The 20,465-nt window shown below is 74.1% G+C and carries 17 protein-coding genes; 5 read left to right on the top strand and 12 right to left on the bottom strand.

The annotated features are described in order from the left end of the window. Positions 1–114: 114 nt before the first annotated feature. Entirely contained in the window at positions 115–2,313 is a 2,199-nt protein-coding gene (locus ACFCY7_RS13230) for a germacradienol/geosmin synthase (RefSeq protein ID WP_376484051.1), read from the top strand. Between the two features lie 51 nt (positions 2,314–2,364). Here the strand turns inward: ACFCY7_RS13230 and ACFCY7_RS13225 are convergent, their stop codons facing one another. The 8 genes from ACFCY7_RS13225 to ACFCY7_RS13190 all read right to left on the bottom strand — a co-directional run bounded on the left by ACFCY7_RS13225 (position 2,365) and on the right by ACFCY7_RS13190 (position 11,160). After that, positions 2,365–2,730 (bottom strand): RNA-binding S4 domain-containing protein, encoded by a 366-nt coding sequence (locus ACFCY7_RS13225; RefSeq protein ID WP_367826459.1) that lies wholly within the window; start codon positions 2,728–2,730, stop codon positions 2,365–2,367. Positions 2,731–2,747: 17 nt separating this feature from the next. Further along, positions 2,748–3,248, bottom strand: coding sequence for a hypothetical protein (locus tag ACFCY7_RS13220; RefSeq protein ID WP_024757478.1), 501 nt, complete (start codon positions 3,246–3,248; stop codon positions 2,748–2,750). 56 nt (positions 3,249–3,304) lie between these two features. Continuing rightward, positions 3,305–6,118: an AAA family ATPase gene (locus tag ACFCY7_RS13215; protein ID WP_376484140.1), complete on the bottom strand. Its 2,814-nt coding sequence runs from the start codon at positions 6,116–6,118 to the stop codon at positions 3,305–3,307. Positions 6,119–6,554: 436 nt separating this feature from the next. Further along, complete coding sequence (locus ACFCY7_RS13210; protein ID WP_376484048.1) at positions 6,555–6,965, bottom strand: ACT domain-containing protein; 411 nt, start codon at positions 6,963–6,965, stop codon at positions 6,555–6,557. A 33-nt stretch (positions 6,966–6,998) separates the two neighbouring features. Beyond that, positions 6,999–8,165, bottom strand: a complete 1,167-nt coding sequence (locus ACFCY7_RS13205; protein ID WP_376484046.1) for a thiolase domain-containing protein — start codon at positions 8,163–8,165, stop codon at positions 6,999–7,001. Beyond that, positions 8,158–9,216: a thiolase domain-containing protein gene (locus ACFCY7_RS13200; RefSeq protein ID WP_376484044.1), complete on the bottom strand. Its 1,059-nt coding sequence runs from the start codon at positions 9,214–9,216 to the stop codon at positions 8,158–8,160. Before ACFCY7_RS13200 ends, ACFCY7_RS13205 begins: the two co-directional genes overlap by 8 nt. Beyond that, positions 9,213–10,172, bottom strand: coding sequence for a Zn-ribbon domain-containing OB-fold protein (locus tag ACFCY7_RS13195; protein WP_376484043.1), 960 nt, complete (start codon positions 10,170–10,172; stop codon positions 9,213–9,215). Before ACFCY7_RS13195 ends, ACFCY7_RS13200 begins: the two co-directional genes overlap by 4 nt. Positions 10,173–10,359: 187 nt before the next feature. Then, positions 10,360–11,160, bottom strand: a complete 801-nt coding sequence (locus ACFCY7_RS13190) for a crotonase/enoyl-CoA hydratase family protein (protein ID WP_376484042.1) — start codon at positions 11,158–11,160, stop codon at positions 10,360–10,362. 174 nt (positions 11,161–11,334) lie between these two features. On the opposite strand from ACFCY7_RS13190, the gene ACFCY7_RS13185 reads away from it, so the two are divergent. Next, positions 11,335–13,026 carry an acyl-CoA synthetase gene (locus ACFCY7_RS13185; protein ID WP_376484040.1) on the top strand — a complete coding sequence of 564 codons (1,692 nt, stop codon included), beginning with the start codon at positions 11,335–11,337 and terminating at the stop codon, positions 13,024–13,026. 55 nt (positions 13,027–13,081) lie between these two features. Here the strand turns inward: ACFCY7_RS13185 and ACFCY7_RS13180 are convergent, their stop codons facing one another. Together ACFCY7_RS13180 and ACFCY7_RS13175 are read right to left on the bottom strand one after the other, a co-directional pair. Next, complete coding sequence (locus ACFCY7_RS13180) at positions 13,082–14,056, bottom strand: hypothetical protein (RefSeq protein WP_376484038.1); 975 nt, start codon at positions 14,054–14,056, stop codon at positions 13,082–13,084. A 152-nt stretch (positions 14,057–14,208) separates the two neighbouring features. After that, positions 14,209–14,862, bottom strand: coding sequence for an NADPH-dependent F420 reductase (locus tag ACFCY7_RS13175; RefSeq protein WP_376484036.1), 654 nt, complete (start codon positions 14,860–14,862; stop codon positions 14,209–14,211). Between the two features lie 81 nt (positions 14,863–14,943). Between ACFCY7_RS13175 and ACFCY7_RS13170 the strand changes: the two genes are divergently transcribed. Further along, positions 14,944–15,294 carry a winged helix-turn-helix transcriptional regulator gene (locus tag ACFCY7_RS13170; RefSeq protein WP_376484035.1) on the top strand — a complete coding sequence of 117 codons (351 nt, stop codon included), beginning with the start codon at positions 14,944–14,946 and terminating at the stop codon, positions 15,292–15,294. A gap of 126 nt (positions 15,295–15,420) precedes the next feature. On the opposite strand, the gene ACFCY7_RS13165 is transcribed toward ACFCY7_RS13170, so the two are convergent. After that, complete coding sequence (locus tag ACFCY7_RS13165) at positions 15,421–16,944, bottom strand: alpha/beta fold hydrolase (RefSeq protein ID WP_376484033.1); 1,524 nt, start codon at positions 16,942–16,944, stop codon at positions 15,421–15,423. 115 nt (positions 16,945–17,059) lie between these two features. Here ACFCY7_RS13165 and ACFCY7_RS13160 point away from each other — a divergent pair, with 115 nt between their 5' ends. Then, positions 17,060–17,875 (top strand): pentapeptide repeat-containing protein, encoded by an 816-nt coding sequence (locus ACFCY7_RS13160; RefSeq protein ID WP_376484031.1) that lies wholly within the window; start codon positions 17,060–17,062, stop codon positions 17,873–17,875. A gap of 28 nt (positions 17,876–17,903) precedes the next feature. Here the strand turns inward: ACFCY7_RS13160 and ACFCY7_RS13155 are convergent, their stop codons facing one another. Further along, the gene (locus ACFCY7_RS13155) at positions 17,904–18,740 is read right to left on the bottom strand and encodes a GNAT family N-acetyltransferase (protein WP_376484029.1); all 837 of its coding nucleotides are present in this window, start codon (positions 18,738–18,740) and stop codon (positions 17,904–17,906) included. 402 nt (positions 18,741–19,142) lie between these two features. Here ACFCY7_RS13155 and paaK point away from each other — a divergent pair, with 402 nt between their 5' ends. Continuing rightward, complete coding sequence (paaK, locus tag ACFCY7_RS13150; RefSeq protein ID WP_376484027.1) at positions 19,143–20,429, top strand: phenylacetate--CoA ligase PaaK; 1,287 nt, start codon at positions 19,143–19,145, stop codon at positions 20,427–20,429. The last annotated feature ends 36 nt before the right edge of the window (positions 20,430–20,465 follow it).

Genomic DNA, 20,465 nt, shown 5'->3' with positions numbered 1-20,465 from the left:
GGCACCACCCCTTCGGCGTTCATACGACTATTCGGGAGATCGCGTGCGCCGTCCGGGCGACGGGTAAGGCTGGGCCCGCACAGCGACCCCGCTCACCGGAAGGCCCCTCCGCACATGCCTCAGCCCTTCGTTATGCCGGATTTCTATGTTCCGTATCCGGCGCGGCTCAATCCCCATGTGGAGGCCGCCCGCACGCACACGCGTGAGTGGGCGCGCGCGATGGGGATGCTGGAGGGCTCGGGCGTCTGGGAGGAGCACGACCTCGAATCGCACGACTACGCGCTGCTCTGCTCGTACACCCACCCCGACTGCGACGGCGAGGCCCTCGACCTCGTCACCGACTGGTACACGTGGGTCTTCTTCTTCGACGACCACTTCCTGGAGGTGTTCAAGCGCACCCAGGACCGGGCGGGCAGCAAGGCCTATCTGGACCGGCTGCCGATGTTCATGCCGGCGGACCCGGCGACCGGCATGCCCGAGCCGACCAACCCCGTGGAGGCGGGCCTCGCGGACCTCTGGCGGCGGACGGTGCCGTCGATGTCCGAGGGGTGGCGCGTCCGGTTCGCGGAGGCGACGGAGCACCTGCTCTACGAGTCGCTCTGGGAGCTCGACAACATCAACGACGGGCGGGTCGCCAACCCTCTGGAGTACATCGAGATGCGCCGCAAGGTGGGCGGCGCTCCCTGGTCGGCCGGACTCGTCGAGTACGCGGCGGGTGCCGAGGTCCCCGCCCAGGTGGCGTACTCACGGCCGCTCCGGGTGCTCAGGGATTCCTTCTCGGACGCCGTGCACCTGCGCAACGACCTCTTCTCGTACCAGCGCGAGGTGGAGGAGGAGGGCGAGAACAGCAACGGCGTCCTGGTCCTGGAACGGTTCCTCGGCTGCACGACGCAGGAGGCGGCGAACGCGGTCAACGACCTGCTGACCTCGCGCGTCCAGCAGTTCGAGAACACCGCGCTGACCGAGGTGCCGCTGCTCGCCGCCGAGCAGGGGCTGGGCCCGGCCGAGTGCGCGGCCGTGGCGGCGTACGCGAAGGGGCTCCAGGACTGGCAGTCCGGCGGCCACGAGTGGCACATGCGCTCCAGCCGGTACATGAACGAGGGCATGGTCGCCGGGCCTTCGCGGCTCGACGGGGTCCTCGGCACCTCCGCGCTCGACATCCGGACCCTGTTCGGGCGTCCGGCCGCCGCGCGGCACCGGGCGTTCACCCACCCGCCGCACCAGCACGTGGGCCCGTCGCTGCTGCCCGAGCTCGACCTGCCGTACCCCCTCACGCTCAACCCCCACCACCCGGAGGCGGCGCGGCACACGGTGGACTGGGCCGAGCGGATGGGGCTCCTCGACGACCTGTGGGACCGGCCGGCGGCGGAGGGCTTCGACCTCGCGCTGTGCGCGGCGGGCCTCGACCCGGACGCGTCCCCCGAGCAGCTGGAGCTCAGCGCCGACTGGCTCACCTGGGGCACGTACGCCGACGACTACTACCCGGCCTTCTTCGGGCGTACGGGCTCGCTGACCGGCGCGAAGGAGCAGACGGACCGGCTCAAGGCGTGCATGCGGCTCGACGAGCCCTCGGCCGGCGCGGCCCGCGCGGCGAACCCGCTGGAGCGCTCGCTCGCGGACGTCTGGGAGCGGACCGCCGCCCCCATGGCCCCGGAAGCGCGGGAGCGGCTGCGGGCGGCGCTCGACGCGATGCTCGACAGCTGGATGTGGGAGATGCACAACGTGGTGCAGCACCGGGTTCCCGACCCGGTCGACTACGTCGAGATGCGGCGCAGCACCTTCGGGTCCGAGCTGACCATGCTGCTGTGCCGGCTGCGGCAGGACGCGGCGCTGCCCCCGGAGCTCTTCCGGTCGGGCACGGTCCGCAGCCTGGAGAACGCGGTGATGGACTACGGAGCCCTGATCAACGACCTCTTCTCGTACCAGAAGGAGATCGAGGTCGAGGGCGAGGTGCACAACGGCGTGCTGGTGCTCCAGAAGTTCTTCGACTGCGACTATCCGACGGCGGTGGCGATGGTCGCCGACCTGATGCAGGGCAGGCTGCGCCAGTACGAGCACCTGAAGCAGCGTGAAGTGCCGCTTCTGTACGAGGACTTCGGGCTCGACACGACGCAGCGGGCGGCGTTCGAGGCGTATCTGCGGGAGCTGGAGGACTGGCTCGCCGGTGTCCTCCACTGGCACCGCACGGTACGCCGGTACGGCGCGGAGGACCTGCGCGCGGGAAGCGGCAGCGCGCTGCTGCGGCGCGGGCCCTCGGGAATCGGCACCTCGGCGGCGCGGATCTCCGATCTGCTCGGCACGGGGGCGCGCTGAGAGACGCCGAAGGCCTCCGGGAGGGTTCCCGGAGGCCTTCGGTGCGGCGGTTCAGGCGCGTCGGCCGCGGAGTTCGTCGAGCTCGCGGCGGTCGCGCTTGGTGGGGCGGCCGGCGCCCCGGTCGCGGACGGCCGCGACGGCGACGTGCTCGCGCGGCGGCGGGGGCGGGCTGTTGTCCACGAACGCCTCGGCGGCGACGGGCGGGCCGACGCGCTTGGTGTGGAGCTCCTTGACCTCGACGATCCGCTCCCGGCCGCCGTGGAAGATCCTGACCTCGTCGCCGGGCTTCACCGGCTGCGCGGGCTTGGCCCGTTCGCCGTTGACCTTCACGTGCCCGGCCCGGCAGGCCGCGGCGGACTGGGAGCGGGTCTTGGTGAGTCGGACCGCCCAGATCCAGCTGTCGACGCGCGCGCTCATCGGCCCCCGCTCCCCCGTCAGCCCTGCTGGAACAGCTCGGCGGGCAGCGGCTTGAGCAGCGCGTACAGGTCGTCGGTGATCGGCCGGTCCCAACTGGCGATCGTCACGAGGACGTTGTCGCTGCGGTCGAACTGGACGCAGGAGATGCGGCTCTCGGAGAGCTTGAGCCGCCGCACGATGAGGAGGTTGTCGCCCTGCATGACGGGGACGTCCTCGGTGTCGAGCACCTCGACCGGCTCGTCGTTCTCCAGGGCGGCGAGGAGCTGGGCCACCTCGAAGGGGATCTGCCCGTCGGCCAGCTCGCGCGCCGGCGACCCCTCGGGCAGGTTGCCGATGATCATCGCGGGGCCGCGGCCGCCGAAGAGGTCGTACCGGAGGAACACGCCCTGACAGGAACCGTCGGGGGCGGGCAGCAGACCGGCGCCGAGATTGCCGGGCCAGTCTCCCGGATCCATGGCCAGGACATCGAAGTCCGGGCCCGCGGGTGTGGCGGCGCTGCGGCGGCGGAGGAAGGACATACGGCCATGGTACGTGTCCCGGCGCGGGATGCGACGCGCCGGGCGGCACGGGGCGGTCAGCCCTCCGCCCCGGGCTCCCGGGGCTCCCGGTCCGCCTTCCGGAGGGCCTGGGCGAGGCCGGTGCGGTCGGTGCCGAGCTTGCGGTAGACGGCCGAGAGCAGCCGGCCGACGGCGGCGGCGTCGACGCCGAGGACGACGGCCGCGTCCCGGTCGCGGAGGGTGAGCTCGGCGGCGGCCCGCTCACGCGCGGTGAGCGTGTCCGTGCCCGCGGGGTGGAGCGGGCGCGGGCGCAGTCCGGCGGCCGCGAGCTCGGCGCGCGCCTCCTCGACGAGGCCGTCGGCGCCGCAGTCCTGGGCGGCCTCCAGGCCCCGGTACAGGTGCTCGGCGGCCTCACCGGCGCGTTCGGTGCGGCGCAGGGCGGCGCCGAGCGCGACGAGGGAGCGGGCCAGCTCGTACGCGGCGGGCGACTGGTCGAGCCAGTCGACGGACTCCTCCAGGAGCTTCACGCGCGCGGAGGGCTCGGAGACCTCGGCGGTGACCCGGAGCGCCGAGCCGGTCGCGGAGGGCGCACCGTACTGGCGGGCGCGGGCGACGGCGTCCTCGGCGGTCCTACGGGCGGTCACCGGGGTCGTGGCGGCCTCGGCGACGGCCAGGTGGAGCTGCCAGGGGCACCAGGCGGGGTTGCGCATGCCCCGCGGGTCGAGCCGGCGGCCGACGGCGGCCAGCTCGGCGGCGGCCTCCTCGGTGCGTCCCCGGGCGAGCAGCAGTTCCGCGTGGACGGTCTGGGAGTCGGGGAAGGTGACGGCGGCGGGGAACGGCTCGCCGAAGTCGTGCGCGTCGGCGATGCGGGCGGCCTCGTCGACGCGGCCGCGGGCGAGGAGCACCTCGATCATGACGCCGACCGCGTACCACTGGGCGGGGGTGCGCGCTCCGACGCGTTCGGACAGGCGCAGTCCGGCCCGCACGAAGTCCTCGGCCTCGACGAGCCGGCCGCGGCGGTAGCGGATGTAGCCGAGCAGGGTGTACGCGAAGGAGAGGTGGGCGCCGCGCCAGCCCTGGCGCTCGAACTCGGCGGTGCCGGCGGCGAAGAGCTCCTCGGCGCGGCCGGGGCGGTCGGCGTAGAGGAAGGTGAGGGCGGTGAGGACCGGGACCTCGAAGCCGCGGCTCTCGTCCGCCCAGCTGAGGCCGCCTTCCAGGGCGCGCTCGGCGTGCCCGACGGCGACGGCGGAGGGTTCGGCGCGGAGCGTGGCGTCCCAGGCGCGCAGGCCGATGATGTACCGCTCGGTGAGGTCGCGGCCGGTGAGCCGGTCGGCGAGGGCGGTGAGGCGGCGGGAGCGTGCCGGTGACTCGGGTTCGTCGGCGCGGAAGGCGTCCCACATGAACTTCTCGGCCTGCATGCGGAGCCTGCTGCGGGCGTCGGTGGTCTGCCGGGCCTCGCGGCCGAGGAGCTCGGACGCCTCGACGAGGCGGTCGCTGTGGGCGAGGACCTGCGACAGGCGGTAGACGATGCCGTGGCGGAGCGCCGGGTCGGCGACGGGCTCCTCCAGGGCGGCCCGCAGGTGGTTGACGGTGGTGGCGGGTTCGGTGAGGAGGGACGCGCAGCCGAGTTCGAAGAGGACGGCGGCCCGGTCGTCGGCGGCGGGGGGCTCGCGCAGGGCGCGGGCGAGGAAGCGGCGGGCCGCGTCGGGCGCGCCGGCGCGGAGGTTCTCGCCGGCGGCGGCACGGAGCCGGCCGACGACCCACGGGTCGCCCTCGGGGTGGGTCTCCAGGAGGTGCCGGGCGGCGGCGGTGGGGCCGAGTCCGGCGTCGACGACGCACCAGGCGGCCTGGCCGTGCAGGGCGACGCGGGTGGCGGCGGGGATGGAGCGGTAGACGGTGGTGGCGATGAGGGGGTGGACGAATTCGAGCGGGTCGTCGGGGTCGTCGGTCTCGGCGAGGACGCGGGCTTCGCGCAGCCGCTCGGCGCAGTCGGCGACCGCTTCGCCGCCGAGGCCGGCGACGGATCCGGCGAGCTGCGGGGAGATCTCGGTGCCGAGGACGGCGCAGGCCCAGGCGAGGCGGACGGTCGCGGGGCCGAGTCGTTCGAGGCGGGTGACGAGGCCGCTGCCCTTGAGGGCGGCGGCGAGGTCGCGGAGTTCGTGGGCGCCGCCCGCGGTGGGTTCCAGGCCGTGGTCGCGGACCTTGGCGGCGAGTTCGACCGCCTCGAAGGGGTTGCCGGAGGTGACCGTCCAGCATTCGCGGCAGAACGCGTCGTCGGCGTGGGCGCCGACCCGGTCGCGGACGAGGCTCGCGATGGCGTCGAAGGTGAGCGGAGCCAGGCCCAGCGGGCGCCGGCCGGACCGGTGTCCGGTGAACTCCGAACCCTCGTCGGGGAGTTCGTCGGGGCGGTAGGCGACGACGAGGAGCATGGGGAGCTCTTCGGCGCGCGGCGCGAAGGCGGCGAGCCAGCCGAGGGACTCGGGGTCGGCCCAGTGGGCGTCGTCGACGACCACGACCAGCGGGGCGCGGCGCACGGCGAGGTGGGTCAGGACCCAGTCGAGTCCGTCCCGCAGGCCCTGCGGGTCGGGCGGGGAGCCGTCGGCCGCGGCGCGCAGTCCGAGGGCGGGGCCGACGATGTCGTACCAGGAGCCGAGTCGTTCGCGGAGTTCGGTGTCGGTGGCGTGGGCGAGCTGGGGCTGGAGGAGCTGCCGGGCGACGTGGAAGGCGACGCGCTGTTCCCGGTCGCCGCCGCGTGCGGAGAGGACGGTGCAGCCGCGGGCCGCCGCGCGGCGGCGGATCTCGGCGAGCAGGGTGGTCTTGCCGAGTCCGGCGGGCGCGGCGTAGGCGAGGATGCCGCCGCGCCGGGCGGCACGGGGCCGGTCGGGTGCCAGGTCGGCGGGGTGGCGGGCGGTGTCCGCCGGGGCACTGCCGTCCGGGGCGGGGTGGGAGCCCCGGAGTGCCTCGGTGTCCCGCGGTGTCCCGTCGTCCGTCCGCGGGCCGCCGTCGCCCGGGGTGGCGTCGTCGTGGGCGGCGGGGGTGTCGGGGACGGCGACGAGGTGGGGGCCGCGGGCGCCTCGGGGCGCGGGGACGGGGTCGGGCCAGGGCGGGTCGTCGGCCAGGCCGGTGAGGAGGTCCAGCGCGTCCTCGGCCGCGGTGAGCGCCGTCTCGCGTTCGAAGAGGCCGAATCCCTGACGGGCCGGTCGGCCGCCCTGACGTGCCACGTTCCACCCCCACACCAAGGGCGTACGCCGGGTGCACGAGGGGCGGCGCCCGGCGGGTGGCCCCGCGAAAGCCCCAGCGTACGCCGGTTGGCACGGTGTGCAACGGTCAATCGGGGAAGCTTCCCGACCGCTCCGCGAGTCGGTGCAGAACGGTCAACGCCTCCTCGGCCCGGGCACGTTCGACGAACAGGTGGTCGTGGTGGAATCCGGCCACCACGTTGCAGCTCATGCCCGCCTCGGCGAGTGCGCCCGCGACGGCGGCCGTCAGTCCGACGGCGTCGAGCGCGGAGTGGATCCGCAGGGTGATCCGGCCCGCCACGTAGTCGTACGCGAGGCCGGCGGCGTCCGCCTCCTCCTGGCGTACGACGAGGGTGAGGCCCTCGGGCTCGGTGACGGTGACCACCGGGGCGACCCCGGCCGGGGCGGGGCCGTCCACCGTGGTGAAGACGTACCGGCCGGGGTCGAGGTCCGGCCGCATCCCGGCGAGGAGCCGGGTCAGATCGCGTTCCGCTGTCATGACCGCCAGCGTAGGCGCCCCCGGCGCCTTTGCTCAGGTGGCGGGCGGGGTGTCCCCGACCAGCCACATCGAGAAGAACTGGGCGCCGCCCCCGTAGGCGTGGCCGAGTGCCCGGCGGGCGCCGTCGACCTGGTGCTCGCCCGCCGCGCCGCGTACCTGGAGGGCGGCCTCGGCGAAGCGGATCATGCCGGAGGCGCCGATGGGGTTGGTGGAGAGCACGCCGCCCGAGGGGTTCACGGGGAGGTCGCCGTCGAGTTCGGTGACGCCGGCCTCGGTGAGCTTCCACCCCTCGCCCTCGGCGGCGAAGCCCAGGTTCTCCAGCCACATCGGTTCGTACCAGGAGAACGGCACGTACATCTCGACGGCGTCGATCTCGCGCCGGGGGTCGGTGACGCCGGCCTGGCGGTACACGTCGGCGGCACAGTCCCGGCCGGCCCTCGGGGAGACGAAGTCCTTGCCTGCGAAGAGGGTGGGCTCGCTGCGCATCGCGCCGCCGTGCACCCAGGCGGGCGGGCGCGGTGAACGGGCGGCGCCCGTACGGTCGGTGAGGATCATCGCGCAGGCCCCGTCGGAGGACGGGCAGGTCTCGGAGTAGCGGATGGGGTCCCAGAGCATCGGGGAGGCCTGCACCTGCTCCAGGGTGAGGTCGTGCTCGTGGAGGTGGGCGTACGGGTTCTTGAGGGCGTTGCGCCGGTCCTTGTACGCGACGAGGGAGCCGATCGTGTCGGGGGCGCCGGTGCGGCGCATGTAGGCCCGGACGTGCGGGGCGAAGAAGCCGCCGGCGCCCGCGAGCAGCGGCTGCTGGAAGGGGACGGGCAGGGAGAGGCCCCACATGGCGTTGGACTCGGACTGCTTCTCGAACGCGAGGGTGAGGACGGTCCGGTGGACGCGTGCGGAGACCAGGTTGGCGGCGACGAGGGCGGTGGAGCCGCCGACCGAGCCCGCCGTGTGCACCCGGAGCATGGGTTTGCCGACCGCGCCGAGCGCGTCGGCGAGGTACAGCTCCGGCATCATCACGCCCTCGAAGAAGTCGGGGGCCTTGCCGATGACGACGGCGTCGATGTCCGCCCAGGTGAGTTCCGCGTCGGCGAGGGCGCGGACGGCGGCCTCGCGGACGAGTCCGGCGAGGGACACGTCACGGCGGGCGGCGACGTGCTTGGTCTGGCCGATGCCGACGACGGCGACGGGCTCTTTAGGCACGGGGGTCCCCTTCCAGGACGGCGACCAGGTTCTGCTGGAGGCAGGGGCCGGAGGTGGCGTGGGCGAGGGCCCGGTCGGACTCGCCCCGGTGGATGCGGGCGGCGGCCTCGCCGAGTCTGAGGAGCCCCGCGGCCATCACGGGGTTGGCGGCGAGGGCGCCGCCGGAGGGGTTGACGCGGACGTCGTCGCCGAGGCCGAGCGCCCGGGTGAGGACGACCTCCTGCGCGCTGAAGGGCGCGTGGAGTTCGGCCGTGTCGACGGGCCGGTCGAACGCTCCGGCGCGTTGGGCGGCGAGGCGGGTGGAGGGCGAGTCGGTGAGGTCGCGCACGCCGAGGGAGTGCGCTTCGATGCGGTGGTCCATGCCCCGGATCCAGGCGGGGCGGGCGCAGAGTTCGCGGGCGCGGTCCCCGGCGGCGAGGATCACGGCGGCGGCGCCGTCGCCGATCGGCGGGCAGTCGCCGGTGCGGAGGGGGTGCACGACGTACTCGCCCTGGGGGCGGGCGCCGGGCAGTTGGGCGTGCGGGTTGGCCCGCGCGTCCTCGCGGCTGCGGGCGGCGATGGCCGCGAGTGCGGGTTCGTCGGTGGCGCCGGCGTCGACGAGCGCCTGTGCCTGGAGGGCGGCGAGGGCGACGGAGTCGGGCCAGAGCGGGGCCAGGTAGTACGGGTCGAGCTGGCGGGTGAGGACGTCGCGGACGGACCCGGGCGAGGACTTGCCGTAGGAGTAGACGAGCGCGGTGTCGGCCTCGCCGGTCAGCAGTTTCACCCAGGCCTCGTACAGCGCCCAGGCGCCGTCGGTCTCCACGTGGGACTCGGAGATCGGCGGCCACGCGCCGACGCCGTCGAGGGCCATCGTGAAGGAGAAGGCGCGTCCGGCCAGGTAGTCGGAGGAGCCGGAGCAGGTGAAGCCGATGTCGGCCGTCTTCAGTCCGGTCTGCCGGAGCACCTCGTGCAGGACGGGCATGACCATCTCGACCTCGGAGAGGTCGTCCGTGCGGCGCAGGTGGTCGCTCTGCGCGAAGGCGACGATGGCCACCTCTCGGTCCGGCGTCACAGCAGCTCCTTGTACGTGTCGTAGTCGGCGTCGGGTTCTCCGCAGGGCCGGTAGTGGTCGGGGTAGCGGCCGTCGTCGCTCCACACGGGCTCGACGCGCAGGCCCATCCGCACCTGGTCGTAGGGGATGCCGGCGATGCGGCCGTGGAGGGCGAGACCGGCACCGTCGAGGGCGATGTGGGCGTAGACGTACGGGACGTCGATGTCGAGGTTCTTCGCCTTGATGTTGACGATGCAGAACGTGGTGACCGTGCCACGCGGGCCGACCTCGACCCGGTCGGTGGTGGCCACCCCGCAGGTGGGGCAGGCGCCGCGGGGCGGCACGTACACCTTCGCGCACGACGGGCAGCGTTCGCCGACGGTGCGGCGCTCGGCGAGCGCGTGCAGGTAGCGGGTCTGGGCGCGGCCCGGGCTGTACGTGTAGTCCAGGCGGGCGGGGGCGACGATTCCCGAGACGGGGTCGTCGAACGTCCCGTCGTGGTCGCGCGCGTCGCCCCCTCCGGCGCTCTCGTGCGGTTCGAAGCAGGCGATGTCGGTGATCGCGCCGGAGCGTTCCTCCGCCCATCGGACCCGGACGCGCATCCCGGTGCGGACGGCCTCGGGACCGGGGGCGTCCAGGGCGTGGAGCAGGGCGGTGTCCGCGCCGTCGAGGCGGACCAGGACCCAGGCGAAGGGGGTGGCGAGCGGCTGCCCCGGGCGGGGCTCCGGGTTCCACGCCCAGGTGGTGACGGTGCCGGTGGCCCCGACCTCGACGAGCTCGCGGAGCTCGGCGGCGGTCTCGGGGTCGTACTCGACCGGCGGCACCAGGATCCGGCCGCCTTCCGCCCGGACACCCAGGAGGGTCCGCTCGCGCAGTCCGGTGAGGAAGGCGGACTGGACCGGGCCGAGGGAGCGGGTGAACGGGAACTCGACGACGAGGGGGGCGCGGAGGAGGTCCGGCGGTGGGGTGACGGTCATGGGCGGGCTCCTTGATGGCGGACGGGACGGGGAGTACGACGGGACGCGGGCGACTGGCTGCCGGCCGGCACGGCGGGGCCTCGGAGGCGGGCTCCCGGCGGTACGGCGGGACTTCGGCGGCTTGCTCCCGGCGGCACGGCGGGGCCGCGGCGGGTCACTCCCCGCAGCGCGGCGGGACTGCGGCGGGTCACTCCCGGCGGTACACCGCCGGTCGCTTCTCCGCGAAGGCCTTCGCCCCCTCCTTCGCGTCCGCCGTGTCGAAGATCGGCCAGCCGCGCTTGAGTTCGGCGGCGAGACCCTCGGTCTCGGTCATCTCGGCCGTCTCGTACACGGACGCCTTGACGGCCTCGACGGCCAGCGGACCGCAGGCGTTGATCCGTTCGGCGATGTCGAGGGCGGTGTCCAGGGCGGTGCCGTCGGGCACGACGCGGCCGACGAGTCCGATGCGGGCGGCCTCGTCGGCGGTGTACGGGCGGCCCGTGAGGAGCATTTCGAGGGCGTGGGTGCGGGCGATCTGGCGGGGCAGGCGGACGGTGGAGCCGCCGATGGGGAAGAGGCCGCGCCGGACCTCGAAGAGGCCGAAGGTGGCGGAGGCGGCGGCGACCCTGATGTCGGTGCCCTGGAGGATCTCGGTGCCGCCGGCGACGCAGTACCCCTCGACGGCCGCGATGACGGGCTTGCGGGGCCGGTGGTGGCGCAGCATGGCCTTCCAGTGCAGGTCGGGGTCGGCCTTGAGTCGGTCCCGGTACTGCTCGCCCTCCATGCCCTTGCCGGCGAGGGCCTTGAGGTCCATGCCGGCGCAGAAGGCGCCGCCTGCGCCGGTGAGGACGACCGAGCGGACGGTGTCGTCGGCGTCGGCCTCCAGCCAGCCGTCGTAGAGGCCGACGAGCATCGGCAGTGAGAGGGCGTTCTTGGCGTCGGGCCGGTTCAAGGTGAGGACGAGCGTGGCGCCTTCGCGCCGGACGCTGAGGTGTTCGGTGCCGCCCATGGGGGTCTCCCGTCTCCAGTTCTGGAACAGGTTGCAGGAGCCGGGGGTCCAGTTCAATAGTTTTCTGACACTCAGTCAGATTCTTCTGCGCACCCCCTTCCCCCGGTGACCGGTCGGCGCTGTAATGACCGCCACGTCCATGCGAGCGAGCGCGAACCGGGGTCAGGAGGAACGGTGGAGTACAACCTTGCCGACCTGTTCGAATCGGTGGTCGACGTGGTCCCCGACCGCGAGGCGCTGGTCTACGTCGACCATCCGGGGACCGGTGAGGAGCGCCGGCTCACCTACGCCGACCTCGACGCGGCCGCCAACCGGATCGCCCACCACCTCATCGACGCCGGCATCCGGCCCGGTGAGCACCTCGGCCTCCACCTGTACAACGGCGTCGAGTACCTCCAGACCGTGCTCGCCTGCCTCAAGGCCAGGATCGTGCCGGTCAACGTCAACTACCGGTACGTGGAGGAGGAACTCGTCTACCTCTACCGGGACGCCGATCTCGCCGCGCTCGTCTTCGACGCCGAGTTCACCGAGCGGGTCGCGGCGGCGCTGCCGCAGACGGAGAAGCTGCGGCACCTCGTGCGGGTGGGGACCCCGCCCACCCGTCGCCCGACCACCACCCCTCAGGGAGCTGCCACGCGGCACAGTGCCGCATTCGAGGACGCACCCGCACTCGACTGCGTGGCGTACGAGGAGGCCGAGGCCGCGGGCTCTCCGGAGCGCGGCTTCGGCCCCCGGTCGGCGGACGACCTGTTCATCATCTACACGGGCGGCACCACCGGCATGCCCAAGGGCGTCCTGTGGCGCCAGGAGGACCTGTTCTTCGCGGGCCTCTTCGGCGGCGACCCCTCGGGCGAGCCCGTGAAGCGCCCCGAGGAACTCGCCGAGCGCGTCGCCGCCGGCGGCGCCGGCATCACGTTCTTCCCCGCGCCGCCGCTGATGCACGGCACGTCCACCCTCACCGCGTTCATCGCGTTCGACTACGGCCAGCGGGTCGTCCTGCACCGCAAGTACGTGCCCGAGGAGGTCCTCCGCACGCTGGAGAAGGAGAAGGTCTCCAGCATCTCCCTGGTGGGCGACGCGATGCTGCGCCCGCTCGTGGACGCGCTGCGCGGGCCCCTCAAGGGCACGGACCTGTCCGCCCTCTTCAGCCTGTCCTCCTCCGGGGCGATCATGTCCGACACCGTGCGGGCCCAGCTCCAGGAGCTCATGCCGCACGTGCTGCTGCTCAACAACTTCGGCTCCACCGAGTCCGGTTCCAACGGCCGCGCCACCGACGACTCCGGACCGGCCAAGGGCTTCCGGCTCCACGTCAACGAACGCACCCAGGTGGTCGACCCGGTGACCCGCGTCCCCGTCACGGCGGGCGAGACCGGCCGCCTCGCACAGCGGGGCCACGTCCCGCTCGGCTACTACAACGACCCCGCCAAGACCGCCGAGACCTTCTTCGAGCGCGACGGCGTGCGCTGGGTCCTCCTCGGCGACATGGCGACGGTCGACGAGGCGGGGGTCGTCACCGTCCTCGGACGCGGCTCCCAGTGCATCAACACCGGCGGCGAGAAGGTCTACCCGGAGGAGGTCGAGCAGGCCCTCAAGTCCCACCCCGACGTCTACGACGCCCTCGTCGCCGGCGTCCCCGACGCCCGCTGGGGCAACCACGTCGCCGCCGTCGTCCAACTCCGCCCGGACGCCCCGCCACTGGACCTCGACGCCCTCCAGACCCACTGCCGCTCCCACCTCGCCGGCTACAAGGTCCCCCGCCAGCTCGTCCTCGCCGACCGCATCGAGCGCTCCCCCAGCGGCAAAGCGGACTACCGCTGGGCCCGCGCGGTGGCGATAGCCGCAGACACCTCCCCGGACACGCCCTGACGTGACGTGACCTGGCGGGGGCGGGGGCGGGGGCGGTGCCCGCGCCCCTCAACCCCTAGCGGTCCAGCTCGGACATCCGCCGCCTGCTGTCGCCGTCCGTGGCCTGCTGGCTGCCGGAGATCAGCAGGATCCCTTCGGGGAGCGCGCCGTTCAGGTGGTTGCCGAAGGCGGTCGTGCAGGTGGCGAGGTCGCCCAGGACCGGGGCGAGCACCCCGGCGACGGCCGCGCCGAGCTCTCCGCTCGCCGCGGCGGTGGCGTGCTCGCGGGCGGCGTCGGACAGCAGGCCGGCGGTCTCGCCGAGGACCTGGGTCGCGACTTCCCTGAGCCGGCTCGCCGCGCGTTCGTGTTCGGCGTGGTCGACGCTGATGCCCTCGGCGCCGGTGCCGCCCGGCCCGGTGGGGAGGTCGTTGCCCCAGGCGCGGCCCGTCCCCCCGTCGGATGCTCCGTCACGGGCCTGGCCCCCGACGCCACCCGAGACACCTCCCGCGAGGCCGGCGGCGACGCCTGCGAGGCCGGCCACGGACGGTTCGCGCAACAGCCGTTCCAGCGCGGACGAGACGAGCCGATGGCACTTCTCGACGGTGGCCCGCGACTGGACCTGGGCCTGTGTCACGGCGGTGACCACGGCGGCCTCGGACGCGCCGAACGTCACCACTCCGGCGGCGAGAGCGGCCGCGGTCTCCTCGGCGCACACGGCCGCGATCTGGGTGACCTGCCCCTTGGTCACGGCGATGACGTCACCGATCTCGTACGCCGTGGCGCCCGTCGCCCGCGCCGCCTCCGCGACGGAGGCGACGTCCTGGTTCATGACCTTGTCCCAGTGCTGAGCCAAGGCGTCCATCGCCTCGCCCCGGCCCGACGAGAGCAACCGCTGGACGTGTCGGTTCGCGTCCCCCGCGTCGTCCCAGATCGAGTCGGCGTAGCGGCGCAGGGCGTCCGCGACCGCGTAGTAGGGCGCCTGGCCGGCCTCCGGCTGGACGAGATACCCGTCGACCAAGGCCTCGTACAGATCCGAAACGACGTCTGTCATGGCGTGAACTCCCCATCGTTTAGCGCGTGTTGACCCCCGATGCCCCACGCGTGGCGTTCACCGTCCCACGCGCCCCGTGGCACCGCCACCGGATCGCCGTGAAGGGGACGTGCGCCTCGGTCGATGCGCGCTCGCGCCGCCGCACCCCCGCTTCAGGCGGCCTGGGGTCCGGTTGCGTACGCGAGGGGTGGGGCCATCGCGCGGACGTCCGCGCCTTGGCCGACCCAGAGGCCGATGTAGAGGGCGGCGGTGGCCTCCAGGAGGCCCGCACGGTCGAGGCCGCCGGCGGTCAGCGGTGTGCAGCCGGTGGCCCGTACCAGTTCCGCCACGTGAGCGAGGGCGGTCGGGTCGTCGCCGCAGACCGGGACCGCGAGCGGCAGGCCGTCGAAGGCGGGAGGGGTCATCCGCCACACGTCCTCGTGGCAGAGGTTGAAGGCCTTCACGACGTGCGCGCCGGGTGCCGCGTCGGCGAGGCGGCGGGCCGCGGAGGCGCCGCCCTCCGTGAGGAGTCGGAAGCCCGGTCCCACGGGGTTGGCGCAGTCGAGCAGGGCCTTTCCGGTCAGGGGCGTGCGGAGTTCCGCGACGACCTCCGCGCCGGCTCCGTACGGCAGCGCGGCCAGGACCACGTCGCCGAAGCCGGCGGCCTCGCGCAGGCTCCCGTGCCGTGTGCCGCCGCCGAGCCGCGTCGCGAGGTCCCGCGCCTTCCGCCGGTCGCGGCCTCCGAGGAGCACCTCGTGCCCCGCCCGCACCCAGTGCGTGGCGAGGGCGTCCGCCATGTTCCCCGTGCCGAGTACGCCGATCCTCATCGTTCCGTCCCTTCGCCGGGACCCGGTGCGTCCCGGGCCTCTCGAACGACATTAGGGAGCGGGTCGGGCACCATCTGGTACGTGACTTCCGACGGATACCTCGCCGACTGCCGCGCCCGGCTCGCGTTCGACCTGCTGGCGAACACCTGGAACTCCGTGGTGCTCTGGTCCCTCCGTGGCGGCCCGAGCCGCCACGGCGAACTGCGCGGGCGGATCGGGGGCATCAGCTCCAAGGTGCTCACCGAGACGCTGCGGCGCCTCGAGTTCAACGGCCTGGTGGAGCGGCACGCCGACGCCGGGCCGCCGCCGCGGGTCTCCTACGAACTCACCGCCCTGGGAAGGTCCTTGCTCGGTCCCATCGACGCGTTCGGCGCGTGGGCCTTCGAGCACGGCGACGAGGTGATGGCCGCGCAGGAGCGGCACGGCGGGTGAGCCCCGGCCCCAGCGGAAGGGGAAGGGGAAGGGGAAGGCTAGCGCGCCGGGACGCGGGACGCAGGGACAGCAAGGAAGCAGGGACGTAGAGAAGCAGGGGCGCGGAGATGCCGGGACGCGGGGCGCTCAGCCGAGGCCGAACTCCCTTACCGCCGCGAGGAACGCGGCCGGCCGGTCGGTGTGGACGAGGTGTCCGGCGTCGACGGTGACGAGGCGGGCTCCGGGGATGTCCTCGGCCAGAGCGGACAGGTGCGTCTGGGAGAGGTGGCTGGTCGGGCCGCCGGCGAGGACGAGGGTGGGCGCCGTGATCGCGGCCGCCCGCTCGCGCCAGGCGGGGTCCGGCGCGTTCAGCTGGGCGTCGGTGGACGGGACGATCTCCCAGTCGAAGTCCAGCGGACCGTCGGGGCGTTCGGCGGTCGGGCGGGGCGGGTCGAGCGGCACGAAGCCGGGCGGTTCCTCCAGGACGAGCCTGCCGATCAGGCCGGGTTCCCGCTGGGCGAGGAGCCAGGCGGCCCCGGCTCCCATCGAGTGGGCGACGACGGTGGCCCCGGTGAGGCCGACGGCGCGGAGGAAGCCGCCCAGTTCGTCGCGGAAGTCGTCGAAGCCGTACCGGCCCGGGCGGTCGCTGAGGCCGTGGCCGCGCAGGTCGACGGCGTACACGCGGTGGTCGGCGGCGAGGTCGGCGGCGACCTCCGTCCAGGTGGTGGAGTTCTCGCCGCGGCCGTGGACCAGGACGACCGGCGGGGCGCCGTCGGGGCCGAGGACCCGGTGGGCGAGGCGTACGCCGTCGACGGTGACGGTACGCACCTCCGGGTCGAGGAAGGCGGCGACCGCACGGACGAAGGCTTCGGCGTCGTCGACCCAGGGGAAGTGGCCGGCGCCCCGCTGGACGACGAGTTCGGCGTGCGGGAAGCAGGCCGCCGCCTCCGCCGCCCTGGCCGGGGTCGGGCCCCCGTCGTACTCCCCCGCCAGGACGAGGACCGGGGCCGTGAGCGCGGCGAGGTCGCGGCGGGTGCGCTCCGGGTCGTAGGCCCCGTCTCCGTGGTAGGCGGACGCGGCGTCCCAGTGCGCCTGCCGGGCCTCGGCGGCGGCGTGCTCGCGCGCGGCCGCGTCCCAGCGGCCGTAGGCGAAGGGTGCGGCGACCTCGTGGACCCGGGACGGCGGGGTGTCCGGCCCGAGCGCGTCGAGCGCGGCCCGGGCCTCCGGGTACCACGGCCGGTCGGCGAAGAGCGTGACGGCCTCGTCCCACTCCTCGTCGGTGGTGCCGACGCCGACCGCCCGGCCGGCCGAGGTGACGAGGACGAGCGAACGGACGCGCTCGGGGTGGGCGGCCGCGTACAGGGTGGCCAGGTTCCCGCCCGCCGAGTGGCCGAGGAGGTCGATCCGCTCCATGCCGAGGTGCGCGCGGAGGGCCTCGACGTCGCCGACCTGCCGGTCGCACCGGTACGTGCCGGGGTCGGCGGGTTCGGCGCTCGCCCCGGTGCCGCGGGCGTCGAGCAGGACCAGGGTGCGGTGGGCGGCGAGCCCGCCGAGGTCGCCGAGGTACTCGGCGTCGCGCATCGGCCCGCCGGCCAGGCACACGAGCGGCTCCCCCGTGCCGTGGGTCCGATAGGCGAGCACGGTGCCGTCGTGCGTGGTGAAGAGGGCCATGCCCCTGATCCTCACCGGCCCCGGACCATCGTCGCAATCGGTTTCGCGCAGAGCACGACGGCGCGCGCGATACGGTGGGCGGACCGTCCCCGAACCGCGAAGGAACCGTTCCCCCGTGCCCGACATCCGGGAATCCGCACTGCGCGGCGACTGCGCGAACTGCTTCGGCCTCTGCTGTGTGGCGCTGCCCTTCGCCAAGTCGGCCGACTTCGCCGTGGACAAGTCGTCCGGCGAGCCCTGCCGGAACCTCCGGGAGGACTTCCGCTGCGGCATCCACACGCGGCTGCGGACCAGCGGCTTCCAGGGCTGCACGGTGTACGACTGCTTCGGCGCCGGCCAGCACGTGTCCCAGGTGACCTTCGGCGGCGTGTCCTGGCGGGAGGCACCCGAGACCGCCCGGCAGATGTACGAGGTGTTCCCCGTGGTGCGCCAGCTCCACGAGCTGCTGCGCTACCTCACCGAAGCCCTGGCGCTCCGGACCGCCCGCCCGCTCCACGCCGAACTCCGCACGGCCCTCGCCCGCGTCGAGGCGCTCACCCGCGGTACCCCCGCCGACCTGGAGAAGCTCGACGTGGGACCCGTACGGGCCGAGGTGAACCCGCTGCTCCTGCGCACGAGCGAGCTGGTCCGCGCCACGGCCGGCGCGAAGCCGAAGAGCCGGCGCGGCGCCGACCTGATCGGCAAGCGGCTCCGCGGTGCCGGGTTCCGGGGCGCCGACCTGCGCGGCGCCCTCCTCATCGCCGCGGACCTGACGGGCGCGGACCTGTCGCTCGCCGACCTGATCGGCGCCGACCTGCGGGACGCCGACCTGTCCGGCGCGGACCTGACGGGCGCGCTCTTCCTGACCCAGCCCCAGCTGAACTCGGCGCGCGGCAGCGCCTCCACCCGCCTGCCCGACGGCTTCGACCGCCCCGCGCACTGGACGGCCTGACGGCCCGGGGGCCGACCGCGCGCGGTCACTACGGTCGGACCACCGGTACCTGCCGGACGTCGTAGGTGTACGGCGTCGTGGTCGTCAGCGGCAGGAAGCCGAGGCGCTGGAGGATCGGGCGGCTGGTGGGCGCCGCGTCGACGTGGACGTAGCGGTGGCCGCGGGAGGCGGCGAGGCGGGCGCGGTGGGCGACGAGGGCCCGGTAGAGGCCCCGGCCCCGCCAGGCTTCGACGGTGCCGCCGCCCCAGAGGCCGGCGAAGTCGGTGCCGGGGCAGAGTTCGAGTCGGGCGGCGCTGACGGGCTGTCCGTCGGCGAGGGCGACGACGGCGGTGACGGTGCGCGGGTCGGCCGCGAGGTGGTCGATGAGCTGTCGCCCGAGGTGGGAGCTGTCGGTGCCGAAGGCGCGTTCGTGGACCTCGACCACCTGGCGCACTCCGGCCTCGTCGGTGACGTCGACGAGTTCGACGCCGTCGGGGAGCGCTACCCGCGCGGGCAGGGCGGCGGCCTCGGCGACCATGACGGTCTCGGGCTCCCCCGCGGTGAACCCGGCGGCGAGGAGGCGGGCGCCGAGGTCGGCGGGCGTGTCGTGCGAGGACAGCTTCCATTCGAAGGGCAGGCCGGCGGCACGGTAGTGGTCGATCTGGGCGGCGATGGCGCCGTCGGCGCCCGCCGCGTCGAGCGCGGACCAGACGACGCCGTTCCAGGCGTGGGCGGGGCCGGTCCGGCGCACGACGTCACCCTCGCGTTCGATCCGGCAGCCCGGTCCGTCGGGTTGTGCCTCGCGGCGGAGCTGCCGGTCGTGCAGGTCGCGGAGTTCGGGCGCGGTGAGCGGATGCCGGGGTGACATCGGGTACTGGGGTGACATGGGGGTCACCCCATCATCCGCCTCCCGGGCCGGGCAACGGGATTCACCCGGCACGGGACGCCGGTGCCACCAGGTCACGGGCAGGGAGACCGGGCCCCTGCTGAGGCTGAGCCGCGGACGTCCGGTGCTCTGACGGGCCCCGCGACCCCTTCGTCACTCTCCGAGCCCAGGCGTAACGCACCGTCGCGTTCCGCTTCCGGGTGCGGCACGGTCGGGCTGGTGCACCCGGCGGCGGCAGCCGTCCCGCGAGCGGCCCACGCGCTCCGCCGTACGGGGGCCCGTGTGAGCGGGGAAAACTTCCGCCACCCCCTTGCCAAGGCGGGGGTGTCGGCGGTTTAACTGGCCCGGAACGTATCTACCGAATGATCGGTAGTCCGTTTTACGGCAACGGAGGAGCGGCGCATGACGGAACTGCTGGACAGCGGCGAGCGGCTCGGGCGGGACGAGTTGGCGGCACTCCAGCTGGAGCGGCTGCGCGCGACGCTGCGCCACGCGTACGCGAACGTGGACTTCTACCGCCGCTCCTTCGACGCCGCCGGGGTGACGCCGGACGACTGCCGTACGCTCGCCGACCTCGCCCGCTTCCCGTTCACCGCCAAGGCGGACCTGCGCGACCACTACCCGTTCGGCATGTTCGCCGTCGACCAGTCCCGGATCCGGCGCGTGCACGCCTCCAGCGGCACCACCGGCCGGCCGACCGTCGTCGGCTACACCGACCGGGACCTCGGCACCTGGGCGGACGTGGTGGCCCGTTCGCTGCGCGCCGCCGGCGCCCGCCCCGGCCACAAGGTCCACGTGGCGTACGGGTACGGCCTGTTCACCGGCGGTCTGGGCGCCCACTACGGCGCGGAGCGGCTCGGGTGCACGGTCATCCCCGCATCGGGCGGCATGACGGCCCGGCAGGTGCAGCTGATCCAGGACTTCCGGCCCGAGGTCATCATGGTGACCCCGTCCTACATGCTCACGCTGCTCGACGAGTTCGAGCGCCAGGGGGTGGACCCGCGGTCGACCTCCCTGAAGGTGGGCGTGTTCGGGGCCGAGCCGTGGACGGAGGCGATGCGGAAGGAGATCGAGGACCGGTTCGCGATCGACGCCGTCGACATATACGGCCTGTCGGAGGTGATCGGCCCCGGTGTGGCGCAGGAGTGCGTGGAGACCAAGGACGGGCTGCACATCTGGGAGGACCACTTCTACCCGGAGGTCGTGGACCCGTTCACGGGCGAGGTGCTGCCGGACGGCGAGGAGGGCGAGCTCGTCTTCACCTCGCTGACCAAGGAGGCCATGCCGGTGATCCGCTACCGGACCCGCGACCTCACCCGGCTGCTTCCGGGCACCGCCCGGGTCTTCCGGCGGATGGAGAAGGTCACCGGGCGCAGCGACGACATGATCATCCTGCGCGGGGTGAACCTCTTCCCCACCCAGATCGAGGAGATCGTCCTCCGCACCCCGGCGGTCGCCCCGCACTTCCAGCTGCGGCTGACCCGGGAGGGCCGGCTCGACGCCCTGACCGTCCGCGCCGAGGCGCGGGCGGAAGCCACTCCCGCGCAGCGTGCGGAGGCGGCCCGGGCCATCACCGCGGCCGTCAAGGACGGCATCGGGGTGTCGGTCGGCGTCGAGGTGGTCGACCCGGAGACGCTGGAACGTTCGGTGGGCAAGATCAAGCGGATCGTGGACCTCAGGGAGTCGTAGATGCCCCGTCCGGAGAGTAGCCCGCGCGGGCTACTC

Origin of the sequence: Streptomyces sp. NPDC056361, assembly GCF_042262805.1 — a bacterium.
Classification (GTDB): Bacteria; Actinomycetota; Actinomycetes; order Streptomycetales; family Streptomycetaceae; genus Streptomyces.
The sequence above is the reverse complement of the archived record's forward strand: the minus strand, read 5'-3'. Positions and strand labels throughout refer to the sequence as shown.